Below are 23,608 nucleotides of genomic sequence, written 5' to 3' on the forward strand. Positions count from 1 at the left end.
GTGAGGTATCATGAATACAGAAAACATAAGAAAACGATTGAGAATTGATTGCGAAAAATGCTGCGGACTGTGTTGCGTGGCGTTTTATTGTGCAAAGTCAGACGGGTTTCCACAAGATAAACAGGCAGGAGTACCTTGTGTGAATTTAGATGATAATTTCAAATGTATCAAACATGAAACTTTGGTGTCAGATAAACGAAAAGGGTGCATATCATTTGATTGTTGTGGTGCAGGTCAAAAAACATCACAAATTTTTGAAGATCAGACTTGGAAAAATCATAAAATTGATTCCAATGAAATTTATCAAACGTTTTATAAGGTTATGAGACTTCATCAAGTGATTTGGTACTTATTAGAAGTATATGATAAAACTGAGGTCCAACAGTTACGAGATAGAGTTTTGCAATTATTGAATACATATGAGAACATTGATTTTAATGAAAAAGATAATTTCAATAATTTTGATGTGGAGAATTATCAATCATCTGCCAATGTTGTTCTAAAAGAATTTACGAGAGAGTATTTCCATAAAAACAGAACGCACTTTAGCAAGAAAAAAGATTATGTGGGTAAAGATATGCGTGAAATAGCTACAGCAGGCATGGATTTCACTATGGCATATTTGATGGCAACCAATTTTGAGAAATGTAATTTACGTGATATTAATTTCCTTGGAGCAGATATAAGGGATGCTAATTTTAAGGGTAGTGACCTAAGCGAAAGTCTGTTTCTGACTCAAATGCAGATTAACTCATGTATCGGTGATAGCTCTACAAAGCTTCCTAGATACCTCCAATTTCCTAAGCATTGGAATCGATAGGATATAAGATGATAAGAAGAGCATAAACTATTACGAGTGGAGGGATGATCATGCGTTTAAAAACATCTATGATATGTGTTGTGATTGTAAGTTTAACAATGATAACAGGTTGTAAAGTCCGTGAATATAAAGTTAGCGAACAAAAGGTAACATCACAAAAAGTAGATAAATCCAGCTATTCATTAGCAGATCAAGAGATAAAAACTATTGAAAAGAGTGAATATGAAGAGAGTGATATAGTCTATTATGTAGAAGACGAATTTGAGCTAGCGAGGATACTTGAATACAATATCAATAAAGGTGTATCAAAAATTTCATATCAAGCGCCAGATAAAATGGATATGGATAAGACTGCAAATTATTTAAGTTATATTGAACCCTATGATATTTCTTTACAATTATCTACGACAGATTATGAAAATCATCAAGGAAAGCTAATTTATCGCTCTAATGAAGTGGAAATAATAAATCTAGATGAAAGATACCAACAAGCAAAACAATCTGCAAAACAAGTGTATAGTGAAATAATCACTCCGGATATGGACGCAGATCAGAAAATAAAAGCAATCCATGATTATCTAATTAAAACGACCATATATAGTGAAATTGGTGAAGGGAACAATTCCAAATATCCAAATGTATTTAAAGCAGCTGGAGCCTTAGTTGATAAGAATGCAGTGTGCTCTGGCTATAGTAGAGCATTTATGATGTTAGCACGACTTGCGGATATACCGGCTATCTATGTATCTAGTGATACAATGAATCATGGATGGAATTTAGTATATGGTAATGCAGGGTGGAGATATATAGATGTAACATGGGATGATCCAGTTCCTGATAAACCCAATCATGCAGAAGAACTTTATCTGAATGTTTCTATAAATGAGTTTATGAGAGATGGGAAACACATTTTTGATGAAGATAAATCTAGTGACTATTTTTTAGATGTCGCAAAAAGTTATTTTAACAAAAACGAGGAAGTATTTCGTTGAGTATTATGGTATCATTATAAACGAGGTGATTTGATGAAATTGATAATGTTAGTAGCTGGTGACGAGTATGCAGATGAAATTACCTCTATATTGGTAGATAACAATTATTATGCTACAAATATTGGGAGTAGTGGAGATTTTTTGCAATATGGACATACTGTGTTGTTGTTAGGAGTTAAGGAAGAAGAAGTTGAGAAAGTTACGAATTTAGTCAAGAAAAAAGGACAAATTAACTCTGATGATTTTGATTACCGCAATGAAGTAATGATTCATGTACTTAACATAGATGACTATGTTAAAATTCATAAGGGAATTGTTGAATAATTTCTTAGTAATATTTTTAAAATAAAAATTTCAGCATGATTTTTGATTGGAAGAAAAGCCTGTATTTATCGGTTTATTTGATGTTTTTTTAAGCCAAATATAAATTTATAAAAAAAGCTAAAAAAATATTGACAGAAGAAAGTTCAGATGGTATTATATATGAGCGCTGTTCCCCAAAGGGAAGTGGCTGCACCGATAAAATCGTGGAGGTTTAGCTCAGTTGGGAGAGCGTCTGCCTTACAAGCAGAGGGTCGGGGGTTCGAGTCCCTCAACCTCCACCATGATGTGCCGACTTAGCTCAATTGGTAGAGCAACTGACTTGTAATCAGTAGGTTGTGGGTTCAATTCCTATAGTCGGCACCATTATTTAAAAAGAGCTGGGGAGGTAGCGAAGTGGCTAAACGCGGCTGACTGTAACTCAGTTCCTTACGGTTCGGCGGTTCGAATCCGTCCCTCCCCACCATCTTAAATTTTTTATTGGGGTATAGCCAAGCGGTAAGGCACCAGACTTTGACTCTGGCATTCCACTGGTTCGAATCCAGTTACCCCAGCCAATATTTATTTTCGCAACTATAAATGACCCGTTAGCTCAGTTGGTAGAGCATCTGACTTTTAATCAGAGGGTCGGGCGTTCGAATCGCCCACGGGTCACCATTTATTGTTGCGGGTGTAGTTCAATGGTAGAACTTCAGCCTTCCAAGCTGACTACGTGAGTTCGATTCTCATCACCCGCTCCATATAGCGAACCTAAGATAGATCATATGATGGTCTATCTTTTTTTGCGCGAGGCTGGTGTTCTCGTGGCGATTAAACATGAAAGTCAGATTTAAGGCTGGCTGGGGTAATGCTTTATATGGCTGAGTGGAATGCTTGTGCGCTTGGCTCCCCAAAAAAAATCGCTCTTTTTAAATTGTGGAGGACACGTGCTTCCCGACCCTACATTTTCGAAGAACTTTAAAAATTCACAATTTTTTAAAATAATTTAGGATTTTTCATTTTTGATTTCGTATATAAATAGTATAAGAGATAAAAAGGAAGAATCTTATGAGGTTGTTTTGGTATAGGTGATTTATCTTCTACGCCAAATTAAGGAGAAATTTCAACTTTTTTAATTTTTTTCAAAATTATTTAGGATTTTCAACTTTTTTTCTCGTATATAAATAGTGTAAGGGATAAAAAGGAGGACTTTTATGTATTTGTGTTTGAAGTTATATTTACAAGTAGATGCTACATTAGAGAAGTATTTGTTAACGTATGAACAAGGTTTCAAAAAGGAAGTAGTGAGAATTTGTGATTTGTTTAAACAACGGGGAAAAGTATTTGAATATCCATATCGTTACTTCAATAAATCGATTTCTTATAATAGCAAGCATTTAGTTCTTGCGACAGCAAAAGAAATGTATTTAGCAGATATACAAAAGAAACGCTTTACATATGGATTTTCAAGTTATTGGAGTAATTCCTCATATACAATAGATGATGATTTAAAATTAGAGCTTGGTTTAGATTTCCATCGTGATAAACTTTTGGTGCCATACTATCTCAATGCACATACCTTGAAAAGAATCAAAGAAGGTAAGTTGATGAATATGAAGCTGATCAAAAGAAAATCTGGATGGCATGCGCTTATATATGTTTGTTACGAACCAGAGCCTACGAAAAGTGAGCGTTGTATGGGAGTAGATATTGGCATCAAAGTCCCTGCAGTATGTGCTATATCGCAAACACAGTATCGATTCTTTGGAAACGGTAGACAAATCCGCTTTGAACAAAGGCGATATTGTGCTCATATAAAAGCAATGCAAAGAGGTAAGCAGTTTGGAAAACTGAAAAGATATGAGCATAAATTGAGTCACATTTTGAATAACTTCGACCACCATATATCTAGCGAAATCATTGCATATGCAATAGAAAACGATATTGGAGTTATCAAGTTAGAAAATCTTACTGCAATCAATCAGAAATTTAAAGTATCAGGCACGCCTAATATTTATCTTTGGTCATATCGTCGTCTTCAAGAGTATATCGCATACAAGGCGAGTTTAAATGGCATAAAAGTAAAATATATCAATCCATACCACACCTCTCAGATTTGTCCTTCTTGTGGACAGCTGAATCATGCGAAGGATAGGAAATACATATGTAGTTGTGGCTATCACAATCACAGAGATATTGTTGCGGCAATCAATATATTGAACGCACTTTGAGCTGTTTTTTAGCTTGGCCTACAGTATTCTTAAGGGATACAGCTGTAGGATGGATGAAGGCGCATCCTATTGTTTGAAAAAACGAAATCCTGCCATACGGTTCGAACCTCAGCCTGCACGAAAAGCGTAGCTAACTTTTTGTGTGGGTTTTTAATTCTTTAGAATGAGAACGAAATTAATCAACATACTATTTATGAGGTGATAATTATGGAACAAAATAATTTGGTAGAAGAGATAAATCAACTGTTGAAAGGCTCTCATATGGGAGCATATGTATTTCAAGATTTAAAAGAAAAACTGAAAAGTAAAGAATTGAGAGATGTATTTAATCAAATTTTGGATAATTTGCATACACATGAAAGAGCCTTAACAGCGCTTGTGATTTCAGAACATGGCGATCCACAAGATAGTGCTGGTGTAAAGGGCACAATTGCGGATTTTATGCAATCCGTGAAAAACATGGCATTATCCAATGATAAAGAGATACTCGATGAAGCGGTGAAGGCAATGGAAATGGCAATCAAGGCGATCAAGGATTTCGATGAAAAGCATTTCACATTGAAAGAGGATATGGAGAAAACCATACGTATTATGATGGATGACTATAGTAGCACCTACCATATGTTGCATAAATTTAGTATCGAATATAGGTAAGATAGTAGAGACTTTTCTGAATTCATTGTATAATCGTGTATAAGGAAGGTCGATAATTATGAACGTACAAGAACGATTTTTAAAATATGTAACATTTGATACACAATCTGATGAAAACTCATCAACAACTCCTAGCACTTTGAAACAACTGGAGTTAGGGAAGTTTTTAGTAAATGAACTTCATCAATTAGGTATTGAAAATGCGCATTTAGATGAGTATGGTATTGTGTATGCATCTGTATCTGCGAATACACAAGGATTGCCTAAAATTGGTTTCATTGCCCATATGGATACATCTCCTGATATGTTAGGTAAAGATGTAAAGGCAAGAGTCATCGAGAATTATGATGGTAATGATATTGTGTTAAGCAAAGAACTTAAAATATCTATGGGACCACAAGAATTTAGTAATCTTTCTACAAAAAAAGGAAAAAGACTGATTGTTACAGACGGTACTACGTTGTTAGGTGCTGATGATAAAGCAGGTATTGCGGAAATTATGACGATGCTGGAGCGATTGTTGAAGGAAGATAAGGCACATGGAGACATACGTATCGCTTTTACTCCTGATGAAGAAGTAGGTAGAGGTACAGAACATTTTGATATCAAGAAATTCGATGCGGATTTTGCGTATACTGTGGATGGTGGAAGTGTGGATTGTGTCGATTATGAATGCTTCAATGCAGCAAGTGCACATGTAGAAATCCAAGGAAATAGTATTCATCCTGGTGATGCAAAAGATAAAATGATCAATGCATCTTTAGTGGCGATGGAATTTCATTCGATGTTGCCAGTGCAACAAAATCCAGCTTATACACAAGGGTATGAAGGTTTTCACCACTTATGTGATATGCAAGGAGAATGTGAACATGCATCCTTATCTTATATCATTCGAAACCATGATGAGCAGCTTTTTGAACAACAGAAAAAGACATTCTTAGATGTTGCGCAGTTTTTGAATAAAAAGTATCCCGCTAACACAATACGGATAAAGTTAGAGGATAGCTATGCGAATATGCGAACAATCATTGAGAAAGATATGCGTATTGTAGATTTGGTTAAGACATCTATGAAACAGCTTGGAATAGAGCCATATTCTCAAGCTATTCGTGGAGGAACGGATGGTGCTCGTTTAACCTTTGAAGGACTTCCATGCCCGAATTTAGGAACTGGTGGCTACAATTATCATGGGAAATATGAGTATGCTTGTATTGATGAAATGGAACAAAGTGTAGAACTTTTATTGAAAATTATAGAAAACGCGTCTACCTATCAATAAAAAGATACCATAGGATGTGGTAGTATTCACATTCTGGTATCTTTTCTTATTCTGAATCAAATTCATCTTTTATAACAACACCAAGTAGGCCAATCAATTGCAGTGCTTGTTCACTATTTAAAATAACACCTTTCATATGTTCCATCGTCAAACTGATGCCTTCAATATTACTTGTAGAAAGATCAATTCCGTTCAAAGAAGTATTATGAAATTCACATTTACTTAAGTTGCAATGATCATAGATAGTTTTCTTGTACTCGCACATAATGAAACTACCATCGTTGAAATCACAATTATCGAAGATAACTTGTTTGAATTTTGAGCCTGACATATTCGCATAACGTGCTTTTAAGTCTTTCATTCTCACGTTATTGAGTAGGCAGTCCGAAAAATCAATCCCCATACAACGACAATTCTTAAATTCACAACGATGTATTGCGCCCATAGTGAAATGAACATTACTCATTTCGCAGTTCTCAAATACGACGTCAATCATGTCGACATGGTCAAAATTACAATCTTCGAACGCTACATTTTGAAACTGACATCCATCTAAGTGGAGGGAAGGGATCTCTAGCGAAGAAATGCAACTATCTTTAAATAACTTTCCTTCGACATATACATCATCTGCTGTACAAGCTTCTAAAGAAGATTCAACTTCATAATCTGGACGGATTTTTACTGCATCAATTTTTAGCATATAGGTACCTCATTCTATTTGTAAGTAATATTGTAACGCATTGTTCTTGGAAATGATAGAGAAAATCTACAAGCATAAACTTTAAGATTTGTGAAGTCTTGTTTTCAACGAGTTAAAATTCTATAATAAATGCATTGAAAGAAGGGATATCAAATGTTGAATGAAATTGATATTCATGGTATGCGTGTTCTTGAAGCAAGTGCAATGATAGATCATTATCTAGCTACATTACCTAAAGGTATCCATGAAGTGAGTGTTGTTCATGGGTATCGCGGAGGAACAGCTTTACAAACTTTTATTAGGAAGCAATACCACCATCCACGCGTTTTGCGTAAAATGATGAGTATGAATCCAGGAGAAACGATTTTAGTTTTAAAGGATAAATAATGGAAATTAAAACTTACATAAGGAAAAGAAAGAGGTATCGTTATGGAACATATCATAGAGCCAATTGCTAAACAGTTGGGTATTACTACAGAACAAATCAAAAATACATTATCTTTATTACAAGAAGGGAATACGGTTCCTTTTATTGCACGTTATCGTAAAGAAGTTACGAAAGGACTTGATGAGGAACAAATTCGAGTTATTCAAGAGCGTTATGAATATCAGGTTAATCTTGAAAAGCGTAAAGAAGATGTACTTCGTTTAATTGAACAACAAGGAAAACTAACAGAGGAAATCAAACAAGATGTATTACAGTGCGAAAAACTATCACAAGTTGATGATATCTATCGTCCTTATCAACAAAAACGTAAGACTAGAGCTACGGATGCGGTTGCGAAAGGGTTACAGCCTTTGGCAGATTGGATTTTAAAACTACCAAATGGCGATGTGATGAAAGAAGCGCAAAATTATGTAAGTGATAAGGTAAGCAGTGTAGAAGAAGCACTGCAAGGCGCTAAGGATATCATTGCGGAAATGGCGAGTGATGATGCCAGTGTTCGTCAGCGTATTCGCTCCAGTATGGAACGTTATGGAAAGATTGTTACCAAAGAAAAGAAAAAACATGAAGATGAAAAGAAAGTTTATAAAATGTATTATGATTACAATGAACGACTTTCAACGTTAGCAAGCCATCGCATCATGGCAATTGATCGAGGCGAAAAAGAAAAAGTAATCAGTGTGTCCATTGACTTCGATGAAGAATATATCATGAATTGGACAACACGTCGCTTTACAAAAAATCGCCAAAGTTCTGTAAATGAAATCTTACAAGAAGCTGTTTGTGATGGATTAAAACGTCTTGCGTTTCCAAGCGTAGAACGTGAAATTCGTAACGAACTAAGCGAGAGGGCGCATGAACAATCCATTGAAGTATTCTCTTTAAATCTTGAAAGATTATTGTTACAACCACCAATGAAAAATAAGATGGTACTTGGTTTTGACCCAGCATTTCGTACAGGTTGTAAGCTTGCGGTCATTGATAAGAATGGAAAAATGTTAGAGATTAGCATCGTATATCCAACGCCTCCTAATGCGAAAATTGAGGAAGCAAAGAAAACGATGTTGGCATTGTTGAAAAAATATCCAATTGATATCATTGCGATTGGAAATGGTACAGCATCTCGAGAAAGTGAAGCATTTGTGGCAAATTTGATCAAAGAATTTCATTTGAATGTTGCCTATACCATTGTTTCAGAGGCAGGCGCTTCTGTATATTCTGCTAGTAAATTAGCTCGTGAAGAATTTCCTGATTTGCATGTTGAACAACGTTCTGCAATTTCGATTGCGCGTAGAATCATTGACCCATTGAGTGAATTGATTAAGATTGATCCACAATCCATTGGTGTTGGACAGTATCAACATGATTTACCTACAGCTCGATTGAAAGATCGTTTGGACTTTGTTGTATCAAAAGCAGTGAATCGCGTTGGTGTAAATGTAAATACTGCATCTGCAGAACTGTTGAAAAACATCTCAGGCTTAAATGCGTCCACAGCAAAAGCGATTGTAACCTATCGAAATGAACATGGTGATATTCACAGTCGTACAGAGCTTAAAAAAATTCCAAAAATCGGAGCGAAGTCGTTTGAACAATCTGCAGGATTCTTGCGTATAGAAGATGGAAAAGAAATACTTGACCGTACCTCTATTCACCCCGAATCTTATGCCCTAGCAAAGGAAGTCCTAAAGAAATTAAGCCTGACTCCAGCGAATATGGGAAGTGAAGAAGCCATGGAGGCTGTAAAAGCATTGGATGTTAAAACACTTGCGGAAGAAATGAAAGCAGATATGTATACGTTACAAGATATCGTAGATGCTATTGGCTCACCATTAAGAGATTATCGCGAACAATATGACGGACCGCTTCTTCGCAGTGATGTTCTAGAATTGAGCGATTTACATATTGGAGAACAATTAGAAGGCGTTGTAAGAAATGTTGTGGATTTTGGAGCATTCGTGGATATTGGACTACACGAAGATGGTTTGGTTCATGTATCAAAAATGAGCAGACAACGTGTCTCTCACCCAAGTGAAATGGTATCGGTTGGAGATATAGTAAAAGTGTGGGTCTACAAGATAGATGAAGAAAAACAGAAAGTACAATTATCCTTACTACAACCATAAGGGACAAAAAAGTCCCTTTTTCTATAATTTCACATAATTTTGCTTGTAAAATATAGTATAATATTTTTGTCAATTAATAAGGAGGACAAAAGAATGTACGATATCGAAGTACTAAAGGGACACGCCAACAATATCCGTAAGAATATTGTGAAAACAGTCACAGAAGCAAAATCTGGACATCCTGGCGGAAGCTTGTCATCTGTTGAATTTGCGACAGCAATTTATTTTACACAGATGGACATCAACAACGATAACATCAACTCAACGAATAGGGATCGTTTCGTGTTATCTAAGGGACATGCATCACCATTAATGTATTCTGTATTAGCAGAAAAGGGATTCATTGAAGAAAGTGAACTTTCTACATTCCGTAAAGTGAACTCTCGTTTACAGGGACATCCTAGTATGAGAAAATTAGCAGGCATTGATATGTCTACGGGTTCTTTAGGACAGGGGATTTCTGCTGCAGTTGGTATGGCAATTTCAAACAAATATCACAATGAACCAAGTCGCATTTATACACTTCTTGGAGATGGTGAATGTCAAGAAGGTCAAGTATGGGAAGCAGCAATGGCTGCATCACATTATAAATTAGATAACTTACTAGCAATCGTAGACCACAATGGTTTACAGATTGATGGAAAAGTTAGCGATGTTATGAATCCAACTCCAATTGATGAAAAATTCAAAGCTTTTGGATGGAACGTAATTACATTGGAAGATGGAAATGATTTAGAAGCAGTAATCAAAGCTTGTGAACAAGCAAAAACAGTTAAAGGACAACCAACTGTTATCGTTGGAAAAACGGTAAAAGGTAAGGGTGTATCCTTCATGGAAAATCAGGCAGGTTGGCATGGTGTAGCACCTAGTGCTGAACAATGTGCAGACGCTTTGGCTGAATTAGAAGGAGGATGCAAATAATGGCAAAGATGGCTACCAGAGAAGCTTATGGTAAAGCATTAGCTGAATTAGTAAAAGAAAATAAAAATGTAATGGTATTGGATGCGGACTTATCTGGCTCTACAAAAACTGCAGAAGCTAAGAAAGTAGCACCTGGACAACATTTTAATATGGGAATTGCGGAAGGAAATATGATTACGGTTGCGGCTGGTATGGCAACAAGTGGAAATATTGTATTTGCTAGTAGTTTCGCAATGTTTGCGGCAGGACGTGCATTCGAACAAGTACGTAACTCTATTGGATACCCACACTTAAATGTAAAAGTATGTGCTACACATGCTGGTATTACGGTAGGTGAAGATGGTGCAAGTCACCAGAGTATCGAAGATATTGCATTGATGCGTTCAATTCCTGGAATGGTTGTTGTTTCTCCAGCAGATGGTGTTTCTACGACTGCGGCTATCAAAGCAGTAGCAGCATATGAAGGACCATGTTATGTACGTTTAGGGCGTATGGCTGTAGAAGATGTTTATAATGCTGATAGCGTAGACTTCCAAATTGGAAAAGGAAACGTTCTTCGTGAAGGTAAAAATGTTGCGATTATTGCAAATGGTATCATGGTAGAAGCAGCATTAGCTGCGTATGACCAATTAAAAGAAAAAGGTTATGAACCAACCGTTGTGGATATGCACACAATCAAGCCAATCGATGAAGAATTGTTAGTAAAACTTGCAGCTACTCACGATTTGTTTGTGACATGTGAAGAACATAGCGTAATTGGTGGATTAGGTTCTGCTGTTGCTGAAGTACTAAGCAAAAAAGCACCAAGAAAAATTGCTATGGTAGGTATTCAGGATACATTTGGTGAAAGTGGAACTCCTGCATCACTATTAGAAAAATATGGTTTGACAGCAAACGATATTGTCAAAGTAGTTGTAGAAGCAAAATAAAAAACTTACATCTTAAAAAGAAGTCGGGATCAACGTACCCAACTTCTTTTCTTTTTTATTATAATTATCTTGTACTTGCTATGGCTTCATATACCTTTTTAGCATCCTTGATATGATTGTGATCACCAACAGGATCTCCTCCAGCTTTTGCGCTGATCATCATATACATATGATCATCATCCATTCTAGCAATACTAATCAAACAACATTGCGCTTCAGGAGTATATCCACTTTTACCACCAATGATTTCTCCACCTTCAAAGGTGATATCTCCACCATATTTCAAAAGAGAACTTTTAATTTCCATTCCATCCGGATGGCTTGCCAAACCCTCAATCGTATAATTTAATGTACTCATCATCTTCTTAAAGACAGGATTCTTCAACGCATGAACCATCATCATCTTCATCTCGTTTAAGGTTGTATAATGTTGATCATTATGTAACCCAATGGTATTTGTAAAATGAGTTTGTAACATACCCAAGGTATTCGCTTTTTTATTCATTTCTTCCACAAAGGATGGCGTATCTTTTGCGAGATTGTTCGAAAGGAAGTTTGCGGCATCTGCACCTGAAGATAAAATCAAAGCATATAAAGCCTGTTCATATGTCAACACATCCCCTGCTTTTAATCCTACTACATAGGCATTCTCTTCCCATAAACCAGCCAGATCTTTTTCTTGTACTTCACCTTTACTTTGTAAATTGGAAATTGCATCCAAGGCGACAACAGCAGTGAGGACCTTCGTCAAAGAGGCTGGATAAATTTTTTCATCAGCACCTTTTTCATACAATGTTTGATAATCTTCTAAATCAATCAAAATTGCATAACCACTATGCAGTTCTATATTTTTTAAGGCTTTAGATATCGCGTGTTGTTCATCACTCGCCTCAACTTTTGTATCTAAAATTTTCGTCTCTTTTTCCCAAACATCAGGGAAATATTGCTGGATACCCCACAATAAGGAAATATCAATCAGCAACAACACCAAAGAAACAATCGCAATGATGTACCATCTTTTTCGTATGTTCTTTAAATGTTTCAGTTGTTCATAATTTCGCATAGTATCCACTCCTAATGTACATGATACCACAGGAAAGTGATGAAATACAGAAAGAATAAAAGGAAATATCCCTTAATATTTTCTTACAATCGAAAAGTCGTCTCCCTAAGTGGTTGTAGATTTGCTATAATAGACACAAGGAGGGATCTATCATGCAAACAAAAATATTAGTTTTAGATGATGAAAAAGAAATTGCAGATTTGGTCACCTTGTACTTAAGCAATGAAGGTTATGAAGTACATGAGTTTTATGACAGTGAAGATGCAGTACGCTTTATGGAACATAACACGGTAGATCTGGCACTTCTCGATATCATGATGCCAAAAATCAATGGATTCGAGATTTGTAAAATGATTCGTGAAAAGTATACATTTCCAGTGATTATGTTAACTGCTAAAGTAGAAGATATGGACAAGATTCAAGGGTTGTCTTTAGGAGCGGATGATTATATCACAAAGCCATTCAACCCATTAGAAATGGTTGCGCGTGTAAAGGCGCAATTACGTCGTTATAAAAAGTATAATCAACAAAGTGAAAATGTAAATATCATAGATTTCAAAGGTTTGATTATCGATAACGATTCCCATCGAGCTTCCTTATATGATCAAACGTTGATGTTAACACCAATCGAGTTTTCTATTCTGTGGTATTTATGCAAAAACCGTGGAAAAGTGGTGACGAGCGAAGAACTCTTTGAAGCTGTTTGGAAAGAAAAATATTTCGACAGTAATAATACCGTTATGGTACATATTCGTCGTTTGCGAGAGAAAATGCATGAACCGCCAAGAAACCCCAAGTTTATTAAAACCGTATGGGGCGTAGGGTATCAAATTGAAGAATAGTGAATACAGACAGCTTCAAAAGCGTCTGATTTTCTTATTTTTGTTATTGAGTGTTCTTGTACTTGGAGGTATTTTCGTACTTATAGCTACGACCAATTATTATGCTAGTTTGTACGCAAGCCAAAGCTTGTTAAGTGATTCGGATTTTCTCATGTTTTATCTAAATTATTCGTGGGAGATCAATACCTTTCTATTTGTAGGGGCATTGACTCTTTTACTGTATGGTTTTTTGAGCTTATTCTTCCATAATATGAATGTTTTATTGAAAACCTTACAAGGAGAACAAAAGCGAACACCGCTTAATTTTAAGTTGTTTCCGCAATTTCAGAATGCAAAGGATAAAGTTGATGCGATGCTTTGTAAACGAAATGAAACACAAGAGCTATCCATTCAAGAGAAAGAACATAAGAATCAATTGTTAATGTATTTGGCGCATGACTTAAAAACCCCACTAACCTCAATGATTGGTTATATCAATCATATTTTAGATCATCGTGTAGATGAAACCCAACAAGAAACATCCATTCGTATCGCTTATGAAAAGGCTGAAAGATTGGATGATTTGATTGATGAGTTTTCGGAAATCTTACGTTATGATGATCGTGTATCACAATTAAATCTAGCTAAGATTAATGTGAACCAAATGTTACAACAACAACTTGCCGGTTTTTATCCCCTTATGGAAAAGCGAGGCATTACCATGCAAGTGGATTTGCCAGAAGAATTCTATGTTGTTGGAGATTACGATAAACTCCTCCGTGTGTTTGATAACCTTATGCGTAATGCGATTACATATAGTAATGAGAATTCTATTATTGAAGTCCAAGGCATTCAAAAAGATACTTCGATTCAATTGATTTATCAAAATGAAGGAGAAGCCATTGATGAGGAAACGGTAAAACATTTGTTTGATAAATTTTATCGTGCTTCTACTGCTCGTACCTCAACCAGTGGAGGGGCAGGTCTTGGTTTAGCCATTGCGAAAGAAATCATAGAATTACATCATGGGAAGATAGTCGCAAATGCGAATGATCATCACATTACTTTTACCATTGATTTACCTATTTCACAGGGGGTGTTTTTATGAGAAAAAATTACCTTCGTGAAGTAAAACGTAAACTATTTCTTAAATACTTCCTAGTAGTAGCGGGAATCACGCTTGGTGGAATCAGTGCCATTTATATCTTTGATAAAGTATTAAATGGAGTTGTTGTCGATTTTATTCATCTATTCGATGTAAGCGGAGATCCCTTTGAAGCAGTAAGAAAATTATATTCAGTCATCCTTCCTGCAGTGATAGTGGCAGCTGGGTTCATTATTATTTATTACTTATGCAAGGATTTAGTGAAATACATGCGTATCCTGATGGATGGAATGGATGATGTCATGCGTAAAGAACGCGTGAAAATTAACTTTCCAGCGGAGATGAAAAAAACAGAAGAAATTGTTCTTCAAATTGCAGATGAATACCAGATTTATTTATCCTCTGCACAAGAAGATGAGGAAAAGAAAAAGGATTTAATTTATCTATTAGCACAAGATATTAAAATGCCTCTTTCCAATATCTTAATGTATTTGGAATTCTTAAACGAAGAAAAACGCATTACTCCCGATATCAAACGTGACTATATCGTGAAAGTACTTCATAAATCAATGAATTTAGAAGATATGATCAATGAGTTCTTTGATATCACCCGATTTAATCTTCAATATGCAAAATGGAATCCAGATACGATGTATTTGGATCGTATGTTGGAACAAGTCGTAGATGAATACTATCCATATTTTGAAGAAAAAATGATGAGTGTAGATTTGCAAAGTCCAAAACATTTAGAGTTATATGCGGACAATGATAAGATTGCGCGTGTTATGCGTGATTTACTCCGTAATCTAATCGAATTAGGAAAAAGTGAAACGACCATAAAGATCGTTGTAGAACAACATGAGGATGCGTATGATGTTGTTATGCGTTGTGATTCCTATCATTTATCAGCGTATCAAATTGCACATATCTTTCACAATTATTACCGTTTAGAAGACATGCATGGAAATGATAAGTCACACGTGTTGGGGCTTGGTATTGCTAATCAAATCATTGATATGCAGAAGGGAAGTTTGCGTGCTTCTTCCATTGCAGATGAGTTGAGCTTTTATATCAGTATCCCAAAGAAACAATCCCCACAACAAGAAACTATTTCACAATAAAAAAAAGAAATATTGTGTTATAATGAACGAAAAAGAGAGGGCATAAAATGAACGCAGAAGTAGGAAGTGTGTTTCCAGTCAATATAGAAACTGAGGGAACCGTGATGGATTATGTCGATCATGAGTTCATGTTCGTAGTAAAAGATGAAGCATGGAGTGATTTTGAATGCAACGCACTCAAGAAACAACCTTTGCAAATAGATTTTGTATATAAATATGATATCGCAGTGTTTTTATTAACACTAGAAGATGCAATCGATACGAGCGATTTTATCTTTAGTTGTCATGATAATGAGTATGATGAATCCCTTTGGAGAAGTTTTACGGATGGAGATGGATATACTTGTGTATTGTATCTTATTGATGCAAATAACATCATCAAAGGAAAGCGAAAAGTGACGTTATCCCAGCCAGTATCCAACTTAATTTCATCAAAATTAAAGGCTCAAAAAGAAGCCCCTTATTATGAAGAAGAGTTCACCTGTAATCTAGAAGGATTGCAAAACGCATACGAGCCATTTGAAATGCAACCGCTTGCTTTAGCAACCCAAAGATTCAAATAAAAACATTTTCTATGAAATGTACACATATGTTTATCAAATGTGTACATTTGTTATATTTTACCTTGTGCTTTTAAAGATCTTACAGTATAATTTAGAATAAGATTTATAAAGGAGGAGAGCGGTATGAGAGCTGTCGTTAGTGTTATCGGAAAAGATATGGTGGGTATCTTAGCAAAAGTAAGCGTTGAGTGTGAAAAAGCAAATATGAATGTGATTGAGGTATCCCAGACATTGTTGCAAGATATGTTTGCGATGATCATGTTAATTGATATAACAAAAGGGAATTCTTCTTTGGCAGATTTTGCTGCACATATGGAAGAAGTAGGGAAAACATCAGGATTGACCATTCATGTTATGCATGAGGATATCTTCAATTCTATGCATAAAATATAGGCGGTGACTACATGATCAATGTACATGAGATATTAGAAACAATTAAAATGATTGATGAGGAATACTTAGATGTTCGTACCATAACGATGGGTATTTCTTTGTTGGATTGTGCAGACAGTGATATTGATAAATCTTGTGAAAAGATTTATAACAAAATCACTCGTTTAGCAAAAGATTTAGTAAAAACAGGGGATGATATCGAACGTGAATATGGTATCCCTATTATTAATAAAAGAATCTCTGTAACTCCAATTGCGATGTTAGCGGCAGTTAGTGGAGGAGACCCAGTGAAATATGCGCATACATTAGAACGATGTGCACAAAGCGTTGGTGTTAACTTTATTGGTGGCTATTCTGCTCTCGTTCAAAAAGGATGTGCTGCAGGAGATCGTGAATTGATGGAATCAATTCCTAGAGCCTTAGCAGAAACAGAGCATGTATGTGCTTCTGTAAACGTTGGTTCTACAAAAGCAGGTATTAATATGAATGCAGTAGAATTGATGGGGCGTATGGTAAAAGAAGCCGCAGAACTTACAAAAGATCGCAACTGTATTGGTGCTGCTAAACTTGTAGTGTTCTGTAATGCTCCAGAAGATAATCCATTTATGGCAGGTGCTTTCCATGGTGTTGGAGAAGCAGACTGTGTTATCAATGTAGGTGTTAGTGGACCAGGTGTTGTTCGTGCTGCATTAGCGAAAGCTGATAAAACACTTCCAATGAATGAACTTGCGGACATCATTAAGAAAACTGCATTTAAGATTACTCGTATGGGACAATTGGTTGGATCTATTGCGAGTGAACGTTTAGGAGTACCATTTGGTATTGTAGATTTATCCTTAGCTCCAACGCCTGCGGTTGGTGATTCCGTTGCCTATATCCTAGAAGAAATGGGTCTTGATGTATGTGGTGCCTATGGTACAACTGCTTGTCTTGCGATGCTAAATGACGCTGTTAAAAAAGGTGGCGTTATGGCAAGTAGTAATGTCGGTGGTTTATCTGGTGCGTTCATTCCTGTGAGTGAAGATGCTGGTATGATTGCGGCTGCACGTTCAGGAGACTTATGTCTTGAAAAACTAGAAGCAATGACTGCTGTATGTTCTGTTGGATTGGATATGATCGTTGTTCCAGGAGAAACAAAGGCTGAAATTATATCAGGAATTATTGCGGATGAAGCTGCCATTGGTATGGTAAACTCAAAAACAACAGCGGTACGTCTAATCCCAGCAATTGGAAAAGATGTTGGAGATGAATTAGAGTTTGGTGGATTGTTAGGAAGTGGACCTGTTATGAAAATCAATCAAGCAGATTGTTCTGTTATGATTCATCGTAAAGGTAAAATTCCTGCACCTCTTCAAAGCTTAAAGAATTAACACGTGAGAAGCGTGTTTTTTTCTTGTTTCACTCATCTTGCCATGATATGATAAACATATCAAACCACAACAATATTATGGGAAGGAAAGGGATACAATTATGAATGAACAAATCCAAGTAATAAAAAAAGAACTTAAGAAAGTCGCATCTGCAAAAGTGTATATGGAAACATTGAATCAACAACATCAACAAATATTGGCAGATATTGAAGTAGCCAAACAACAATTGGAAAAAGAAAATCAAGACGTTGAGAAATTACAAACCCTATCTTTTACTTCCATATTGGCACACTTTTCCAATGATAAAGAAGAACGCCTTGCGCAAGAAGAAACCCAAGCAATGCGTGCTGCTCTACATTTAAAACAATTACAGGCAAATCAAGATGCTATTGAAAAAGAAATGCGCTCCTATGAAACCTTTATCGCACAAGAAAAAAGCCTACAAGAACGTTTGAAAGCCCTCCAAACAGAAGATATTCACGCTTCCCATGCGGAAGGTCAAACACTATGTAAGCTTATGGAAGACATGGATAACAATCGTATACAAGATAAAGAACTTCAAGAGGCTATTGATGCTGGAGAAGTAGTACTTACAAAATTAGAAGAAGCGATAAAAAAATTAGATAGCGCAAGCAATTGGGGAATGTTTGATATCTTTGGAGGAGATTTGATTTCCTCTATGGTCAAACATTCTAAAATTAACGATGCACAAGAAAAAATCGCAGCTGTACAAGTAAGTGTTCAACGTTTTCAAAAGGAATTAAAAGATGTACAGGCACAGGAACTTTCTAATATCTCCATCAGTGTAGGGCTAGAAATGTTTGATATAGTGTTTGATAATATTTTCTCTGACTTTATGGTACAAAACAAAATTGAAAAAGCGAGAGACAATGTACATTCTTTTTTTCAGGATGTAAAGAAAATAGTAACTTCTTTGCATCGTCGTAAGGAAGAAAATCAAAAACAATACGAAACTATTAGAAAAGAATACGAAGCGAAACTTTAATTCATATAATTGAAGCAAATTAGAACAATACAAATCACGAAGTTCTTAGTATTACAAATGTAATGTTTCGTTCTCTACTATTGAATTCGTGGACTGTGAACAGTAGATAAGAATCAAGTGAGAATACAAGGCATCCTATGGTAACACTATAGAAGAAATAGATATACAATTTATAGACAATAATAGAAGAGTATTTCATAGGGTTAATCCTTATAGAAATGCTTTTTTTCATCTAAAATGAAATTTAATTTTCTCGAGCAAATCATTTCCATTGAAATAAAGTTTATTGTAAAATTAATTCGTAAAGTTATAACAAGGAGGAAAATTTAAAATGGAAAAATTTGTTTGTAACGTATGTGGTTATGTATATGAAGGAGATGCAGCACCTGCGCAGTGTCCTATCTGTAAAGCACCTGCAGATAAATTCACAAAACAAGAAGGTGAAATGACTTGGGCTGCAGAACACGTTGTAGGTGTAGCACAAGGTGCTAGTGAAGATATTATGAATGATCTTCGTATGAACTTTGAAGGTGAATGCAGTGAAGTTGGTATGTATTTAGCAATGGCACGTGTTGCACATCGTGAAGGATATCCTGAAATCGGTATGTATTATGAAAAAGCAGCTTATGAAGAAGCAGAACATGCAGCTAAATTTGCGGAATTATTAGGAGAAGTACTAAGTGATTCTACAGAGAAGAACTTACGTATGAGAGTGGACGCTGAAAATGGTGCGACAGCAGGTAAATTCGACCTTGCGAAACGTGCAAAAGAGGCTAACCTAGACGCAATTCATGACACTGTACATGAAATGGCTCGTGATGAAGCACGCCATGGAAAAGCATTTGCTGGATTATTAGATCGTTATTTCGCTAAGAAGTAATTTATCGACGTATTTGTGAAATTCACAGATACGTCTTTTTTTTGCGAACTACGGATAGTTTTGCTTTCTTCACAATTTATGGTAAAATAACAGTCGTTGATAGAAAAAGGAGTTTTAGTATGCTAACATTAGAAAATATATCCTTTGAAGTAGAGGGAAAAAAGATATTAGAAAATATCAATTTAACAATTGAAGACAATGAATTTACAGTCATAACAGGACCTAATGGTGGAGGGAAATCTACCCTAGCAAAAATCATCATGGGAATTGAAAAGCCAAGTGAAGGTAAAATTTTCTTTGATGGAGAAGATATTACTGAACTAAGCATTGATGAACGAGCAAAACGAAAGATTGCATTTGCCTTTCAACAACCACCTCGTTTCAAAGGTATGAGCGTACGAAAACTATTATCCTTAGCTCATGGCAAAGATTTAGATGAAGAACGTTGCTGTAGCTTCTTAAGCGATGTAGGGCTATGTTCAAAAGATTATCTAGATCGTGATGTAGACGTTAGCTTATCTGGTGGAGAGGTAAAACGTATCGAAATCGCAACCATCCTTGCTAGAGAAGTAAAGTTATCTATTTTCGATGAACCAGAAGCTGGTATTGATTTATGGAGCTTTGCCAAACTTGTAGAAACCTTTCAAAAGTTACAAAAAGATTCAAAACAATCCATTGTTTTAATTTCCCATCAAGAACGTATTATGCAACTTGCGGATGAAATAGTAATCATTGAAGGCGGTCATATTAAATCAAAAGGAAACAGGGATGAAATTCTACCTCAGTTAATGAGCGAGTTTGATACTTGTGAATATAAGAAATAGGTGAATTTATGGAAAAAATGGAAAAAGAACTTCTACATACAATTGCGGATATTAAAGGATTTATGCCAGGAAGTGCATTTAACCTTCGCAAAAATGGACAAGGAGTAGAACGACATTCTACAGAGAATATCAAAATTCAAGCAAAAACAGACAAACCAGGAATCGATATCATCATTGCGCCAAATACCATTGGTGAAAATGTACATATTCCTGTTATCTTAACAGATTCAGGAATCAACGACCTTGTGTACAATGATTTTTATATCGGAGAAAATGCAGATGTAGAAATTATTGCTGGTTGTGGGATTCATAACGATGGATGTCATCCTTCTCAACATGATGGGATTCATGTATTCCACATTGGGAAGAACGCAAAAATCAAATATGTAGAAAAGCATTATGGTGAAGGAACTGGAAGTGGAGAACGTATTTTAAATCCACAAACCATCATTCATATGGAAGAAGGCTCTTTCGCACAAATGGATATGAGTCAAATCAAAGGTGTTGATTCTACAAAACGAAATACAGAAGCATACATCGGGACAAATGCAAAACTTGTCATCAATGAAAAGCTTATGACTCATGGGAAACAAGAGGCAATCTCTGATGTATCCGTTCATTTAAATGGAGAAGATAGTGTGGTTCAAATTGTTTCACGCTCTGTTGGAAAAGATGAATCTATACAAACCTTTCATCCAATTGCCGTTGGAAACAACAAATCACGTGCACACATACAATGTGATTCTATCATTATGGATCATGCAAAAATCAGCAGTATTCCAGAAATAGCCGCAAATCATGTGGATGCAGAAATCATTCATGAGGCTGCCATTGGAAAAATTAACAACGACCAGTTGTTGAAACTGCAAACATTTGGTTTAAATAGTGAAGAAGCAGAAAAAGTAATCGTTGAAGGTTTCCTAAAATAAAGAAAAAAAGATATCTCTACTCATTTGTACTTATTACGAATGAACTATAGGAGATATCTTTTTAAATTTCAAAGTTTGTTTTAGTATTTTGTAGTATTTAAATTTGTATATGCATCAAGAGCTTTTTTTATTTCCAAATGAATGCTATTCAAATTTTCTTCTGGAATATCTGAGAAATTTTCATATCGAGAATCAAGGTCATAAAGACTAACAGTTCCATTGATATAATCATGTCCCATTTTTAAATAGTAGGTAGCAGAAAGCCCAGATATTTGCTTTTCAATGATTTCTTTGGAAGTATCAATCAGTATATCATCATATAGGTAGTACTTGATTTCTATTGTATGACTTCCATAAGAGATCGATGAATGTTGAGTAGCAATAGCTGATGCTGTTTTGTTATTAACAAATATATCTGAGACATTATTCGTAATAGCAAACTTATTATCTAACAGTACTCCTGTTTGCTTATAGTCTTCATTTATGATGTGACAGGAAGCGTCAGAAAACTCTTCCATTTTAAAATAGCGTACATTGCCTTTTAAACTAGAAGGACACTCTGTTTGCTTCCCCATTTCTGCCTTTACTTCACTGGGTTTTCCACACGCTGTACAAACGCATAAGATAGAGATGATACAAATCAATGCCCTTGTTTTCATTGCTTGATGACAAAATTGCATATTTGCTCTTGTATGATATTCTTGTACACTTGATACAGATATCATACTTCTCCTTTCTATCTTTTTGATTTATTATTAAATAGACACGTGTACTCTCTATATTTTGTGTAGTTTAACTACTGCAAGGAGACTATTGCCATTGGCCTATTTAATTTTTGATTGGTTGGATAAGTTGTAGAACTTTTATATCTAGCAAGAGTATTAGAATAGATCACCAATGGATTTGTATCACTGTGTCCAATGAAAGGTGGTCTTTTTTATGATCTACGTAGGCATCGATATTGCCAAACACAATCACTATTGTGCTATCACCACAAATTATGGTGAAGTACTATACTCCCCATTCTTAGTTAAGAATGACTACTCTAGTTTTAAAGAACTAGAAACTATCCTTTCTCAATTTGAGAAATCTGAAATCTTAATTGGTTTTGAATCTACTGCTCACTACGCAAATAATTTAAGCAGTTATTTTTCCTCTAGAGATTTCAATTGCGGTATCATTAATCCTTACCGTACTGCTCAGTTACGTAAGGTGTTAAATCCTGATACCAAAAACGATAAAGTTGATGCATTACTTATTTGCCAAGCTCTTCAAATGAAACTACATACTCCCATTAGATATCATCTTTTAATGTATGAATTAAAGGGTCTCTGTATTTCTTATCAAAACATCATGACTTCTAGGTCTCGCTCTAAAATTCAACTTACTACTTATGTTGACCGTGTGTTTCCTGAACTGGCTGCTTTTTTTAAGGGAAACCTTCATTTAAAGGTTTCATATGAGCTTTTAAAGCACTATCCTTTGCCTTCTAACATAAGTAAAGCCCGAATTGATACTCTCACTAACTTACTTTCAACAGCCTCTCACGGTCGTTACAAAGCAGACAAAGCTGTTTCCCTTAAGAACCTCTCCAAAAATTCTATAGGCATCAATAGTTCATCTGTTGGATTTCAAATCCAGTTAGCAATTTCTCAAATCGAGCTTTACACAAATCAGTTAGAAGAAATAAAATCTAGAATAACAGCAATGATGATTGAAATAGATTCGCCCCTATTATCAATCTCTGGCATTAATACCATTATGGCTGCCCTGATTCTCTCTTCTATAAAAGATATTACCTTATTTTCTAACTGGTGTAAACTCTGTTCGTTCGCTGGATTGAATCCAAAAGTTGTCCAATCTGGACATTTCAGTGCAAGCACTACTCGTATGTCAAAACGTGGAAATCGCATGTTAAGATATGCATTGATTTATTCTGCACACAATGTAGTTAAGAATAATCAAACCTTTAAAGAATACTATACCTTGAAGCGTAGTCAAGGTAAGAGTCACTATAATGCATTAGGTCATTGTGCTACAAAGTTGATTAGAATCATTTATAAACTCTTGAATGAGAATAAGAAATTTGATTTAGCATAACTACCATTACATCATATTTTCGAAATTCGGCTTACC

24 protein-coding genes and 6 tRNA genes are annotated in these 23,608 nt (G+C 35.5%); 27 read left to right on the forward strand and 3 right to left on the reverse strand.

Features of this window, described 5'->3' with window-relative positions:
* Positions 1 to 10 precede the first annotated feature (10 nt).
* From ACWG42_RS10295 to pepT, 12 genes are all read left to right on the forward strand, one after another.
* The gene (locus tag ACWG42_RS10295; protein WP_455792104.1) at positions 11 to 820 is read left to right on the forward strand and encodes a pentapeptide repeat-containing protein; all 810 of its coding nucleotides are present in this window, start codon (positions 11 to 13) and stop codon (positions 818 to 820) included.
* Between the two features lie 50 nt (positions 821 to 870).
* Positions 871 to 1,812: a transglutaminase domain-containing protein gene (locus ACWG42_RS10300; RefSeq protein WP_455792106.1), complete on the forward strand. Its 942-nt coding sequence runs from the start codon at positions 871 to 873 to the stop codon at positions 1,810 to 1,812.
* Between the two features lie 33 nt (positions 1,813 to 1,845).
* Positions 1,846 to 2,136: a cyclic-di-AMP receptor gene (locus tag ACWG42_RS10305; protein ID WP_455792108.1), complete on the forward strand. Its 291-nt coding sequence runs from the start codon at positions 1,846 to 1,848 to the stop codon at positions 2,134 to 2,136.
* 205 nt (positions 2,137 to 2,341) lie between these two features.
* Positions 2,342 to 2,417, forward strand: a tRNA-Val gene (locus ACWG42_RS10310).
* Positions 2,418 to 2,423: 6 nt separating this feature from the next.
* A tRNA-Thr gene (locus ACWG42_RS10315) sits at positions 2,424 to 2,499 on the forward strand.
* 16 nt (positions 2,500 to 2,515) lie between these two features.
* Positions 2,516 to 2,599: transfer RNA gene (locus tag ACWG42_RS10320), tRNA-Tyr, on the forward strand.
* 15 nt (positions 2,600 to 2,614) lie between these two features.
* Positions 2,615 to 2,690, forward strand: a tRNA-Gln gene (locus tag ACWG42_RS10325).
* A 24-nt stretch (positions 2,691 to 2,714) separates the two neighbouring features.
* A tRNA-Lys gene (locus tag ACWG42_RS10330) sits at positions 2,715 to 2,790 on the forward strand.
* 9 nt (positions 2,791 to 2,799) lie between these two features.
* Positions 2,800 to 2,873, forward strand: a tRNA-Gly gene (locus tag ACWG42_RS10335).
* A 453-nt stretch (positions 2,874 to 3,326) separates the two neighbouring features.
* Positions 3,327 to 4,343, forward strand: a complete 1,017-nt coding sequence (locus ACWG42_RS10340) for an RNA-guided endonuclease TnpB family protein (protein ID WP_455792110.1) — start codon at positions 3,327 to 3,329, stop codon at positions 4,341 to 4,343.
* A gap of 207 nt (positions 4,344 to 4,550) precedes the next feature.
* A complete protein-coding gene (locus ACWG42_RS10345) occupies positions 4,551 to 4,997 on the forward strand; it encodes a DUF2383 domain-containing protein (RefSeq protein WP_455792112.1) in 447 nt (148 codons plus the stop codon).
* A gap of 58 nt (positions 4,998 to 5,055) precedes the next feature.
* Positions 5,056 to 6,276: a peptidase T gene (gene pepT, locus ACWG42_RS10350; RefSeq protein WP_455792113.1), complete on the forward strand. Its 1,221-nt coding sequence runs from the start codon at positions 5,056 to 5,058 to the stop codon at positions 6,274 to 6,276.
* 46 nt (positions 6,277 to 6,322) lie between these two features.
* On the opposite strand, the gene ACWG42_RS10355 is transcribed toward pepT, so the two are convergent.
* Positions 6,323 to 6,976: a pentapeptide repeat-containing protein gene (locus tag ACWG42_RS10355; protein WP_455792115.1), complete on the reverse strand. Its 654-nt coding sequence runs from the start codon at positions 6,974 to 6,976 to the stop codon at positions 6,323 to 6,325.
* A gap of 153 nt (positions 6,977 to 7,129) precedes the next feature.
* Here ACWG42_RS10355 and ACWG42_RS10360 point away from each other — a divergent pair, with 153 nt between their 5' ends.
* From ACWG42_RS10360 to ACWG42_RS10375, 4 genes are all read left to right on the forward strand, one after another.
* The gene (locus ACWG42_RS10360) at positions 7,130 to 7,363 is read left to right on the forward strand and encodes a Smr/MutS family protein (RefSeq protein WP_455792117.1); all 234 of its coding nucleotides are present in this window, start codon (positions 7,130 to 7,132) and stop codon (positions 7,361 to 7,363) included.
* A gap of 42 nt (positions 7,364 to 7,405) precedes the next feature.
* Positions 7,406 to 9,547 (forward strand): Tex family protein, encoded by a 2,142-nt coding sequence (locus ACWG42_RS10365; RefSeq protein ID WP_455792118.1) that lies wholly within the window; start codon positions 7,406 to 7,408, stop codon positions 9,545 to 9,547.
* A 93-nt stretch (positions 9,548 to 9,640) separates the two neighbouring features.
* Positions 9,641 to 10,468: a transketolase gene (locus tag ACWG42_RS10370; RefSeq protein ID WP_455792120.1), complete on the forward strand. Its 828-nt coding sequence runs from the start codon at positions 9,641 to 9,643 to the stop codon at positions 10,466 to 10,468.
* Complete coding sequence (locus ACWG42_RS10375; RefSeq protein WP_455792121.1) at positions 10,468 to 11,397, forward strand: transketolase family protein; 930 nt, start codon at positions 10,468 to 10,470, stop codon at positions 11,395 to 11,397. The genes ACWG42_RS10370 and ACWG42_RS10375 overlap by 1 nt, the downstream gene beginning before the upstream one ends.
* 64 nt (positions 11,398 to 11,461) lie before the next feature.
* Here ACWG42_RS10375 and ACWG42_RS10380 read toward each other — a convergent pair whose 3' ends face one another.
* Positions 11,462 to 12,460 (reverse strand): D-alanyl-D-alanine carboxypeptidase family protein, encoded by a 999-nt coding sequence (locus ACWG42_RS10380; RefSeq protein ID WP_455792123.1) that lies wholly within the window; start codon positions 12,458 to 12,460, stop codon positions 11,462 to 11,464.
* Positions 12,461 to 12,612: 152 nt separating this feature from the next.
* Between ACWG42_RS10380 and vanR the strand changes: the two genes are divergently transcribed.
* The 10 genes from vanR (at position 12,613) to ACWG42_RS10430 (ending at position 21,472) form a co-directional block, all read left to right on the forward strand.
* The gene (gene vanR, locus ACWG42_RS10385; protein ID WP_455792125.1) at positions 12,613 to 13,302 is read left to right on the forward strand and encodes a VanR-ABDEGLN family response regulator transcription factor; all 690 of its coding nucleotides are present in this window, start codon (positions 12,613 to 12,615) and stop codon (positions 13,300 to 13,302) included.
* Positions 13,292 to 14,389 (forward strand): sensor histidine kinase, encoded by a 1,098-nt coding sequence (locus ACWG42_RS10390; protein ID WP_455792127.1) that lies wholly within the window; start codon positions 13,292 to 13,294, stop codon positions 14,387 to 14,389. Before vanR ends, ACWG42_RS10390 begins: the two co-directional genes overlap by 11 nt.
* Positions 14,386 to 15,507, forward strand: a complete 1,122-nt coding sequence (locus tag ACWG42_RS10395) for a sensor histidine kinase (RefSeq protein ID WP_455792129.1) — start codon at positions 14,386 to 14,388, stop codon at positions 15,505 to 15,507. Before ACWG42_RS10390 ends, ACWG42_RS10395 begins: the two co-directional genes overlap by 4 nt.
* Positions 15,508 to 15,554: 47 nt before the next feature.
* Positions 15,555 to 16,070: a hypothetical protein gene (locus tag ACWG42_RS10400; protein ID WP_455792130.1), complete on the forward strand. Its 516-nt coding sequence runs from the start codon at positions 15,555 to 15,557 to the stop codon at positions 16,068 to 16,070.
* Positions 16,071 to 16,193: 123 nt separating this feature from the next.
* Positions 16,194 to 16,463 carry an ACT domain-containing protein gene (locus tag ACWG42_RS10405; protein ID WP_455792132.1) on the forward strand — a complete coding sequence of 90 codons (270 nt, stop codon included), beginning with the start codon at positions 16,194 to 16,196 and terminating at the stop codon, positions 16,461 to 16,463.
* 11 nt (positions 16,464 to 16,474) lie between these two features.
* Positions 16,475 to 17,833 carry a DUF711 family protein gene (locus ACWG42_RS10410; protein WP_455792134.1) on the forward strand — a complete coding sequence of 453 codons (1,359 nt, stop codon included), beginning with the start codon at positions 16,475 to 16,477 and terminating at the stop codon, positions 17,831 to 17,833.
* A gap of 100 nt (positions 17,834 to 17,933) precedes the next feature.
* Positions 17,934 to 18,839 (forward strand): hypothetical protein, encoded by a 906-nt coding sequence (locus ACWG42_RS10415; protein ID WP_455792136.1) that lies wholly within the window; start codon positions 17,934 to 17,936, stop codon positions 18,837 to 18,839.
* Between the two features lie 331 nt (positions 18,840 to 19,170).
* Positions 19,171 to 19,719, forward strand: coding sequence for an NADH peroxidase (locus ACWG42_RS10420; RefSeq protein ID WP_455792138.1), 549 nt, complete (start codon positions 19,171 to 19,173; stop codon positions 19,717 to 19,719).
* A gap of 119 nt (positions 19,720 to 19,838) precedes the next feature.
* Positions 19,839 to 20,543, forward strand: a complete 705-nt coding sequence (locus ACWG42_RS10425) for an ATP-binding cassette domain-containing protein (RefSeq protein WP_455792140.1) — start codon at positions 19,839 to 19,841, stop codon at positions 20,541 to 20,543.
* A gap of 8 nt (positions 20,544 to 20,551) precedes the next feature.
* Complete coding sequence (locus ACWG42_RS10430) at positions 20,552 to 21,472, forward strand: SufB/SufD family protein (protein ID WP_455792142.1); 921 nt, start codon at positions 20,552 to 20,554, stop codon at positions 21,470 to 21,472.
* A gap of 80 nt (positions 21,473 to 21,552) precedes the next feature.
* On the opposite strand, the gene ACWG42_RS10435 is transcribed toward ACWG42_RS10430, so the two are convergent.
* Positions 21,553 to 22,197 carry a hypothetical protein gene (locus ACWG42_RS10435; RefSeq protein WP_455792143.1) on the reverse strand — a complete coding sequence of 215 codons (645 nt, stop codon included), beginning with the start codon at positions 22,195 to 22,197 and terminating at the stop codon, positions 21,553 to 21,555.
* A gap of 214 nt (positions 22,198 to 22,411) precedes the next feature.
* On the opposite strand from ACWG42_RS10435, the gene ACWG42_RS10440 reads away from it, so the two are divergent.
* A complete protein-coding gene (locus ACWG42_RS10440; RefSeq protein ID WP_455792145.1) occupies positions 22,412 to 23,572 on the forward strand; it encodes an IS110 family RNA-guided transposase in 1,161 nt (386 codons plus the stop codon).
* The last annotated feature ends 36 nt before the right edge of the window (positions 23,573 to 23,608 follow it).

Source organism: Amedibacillus sp. YH-ame10 (assembly GCF_053848885.1).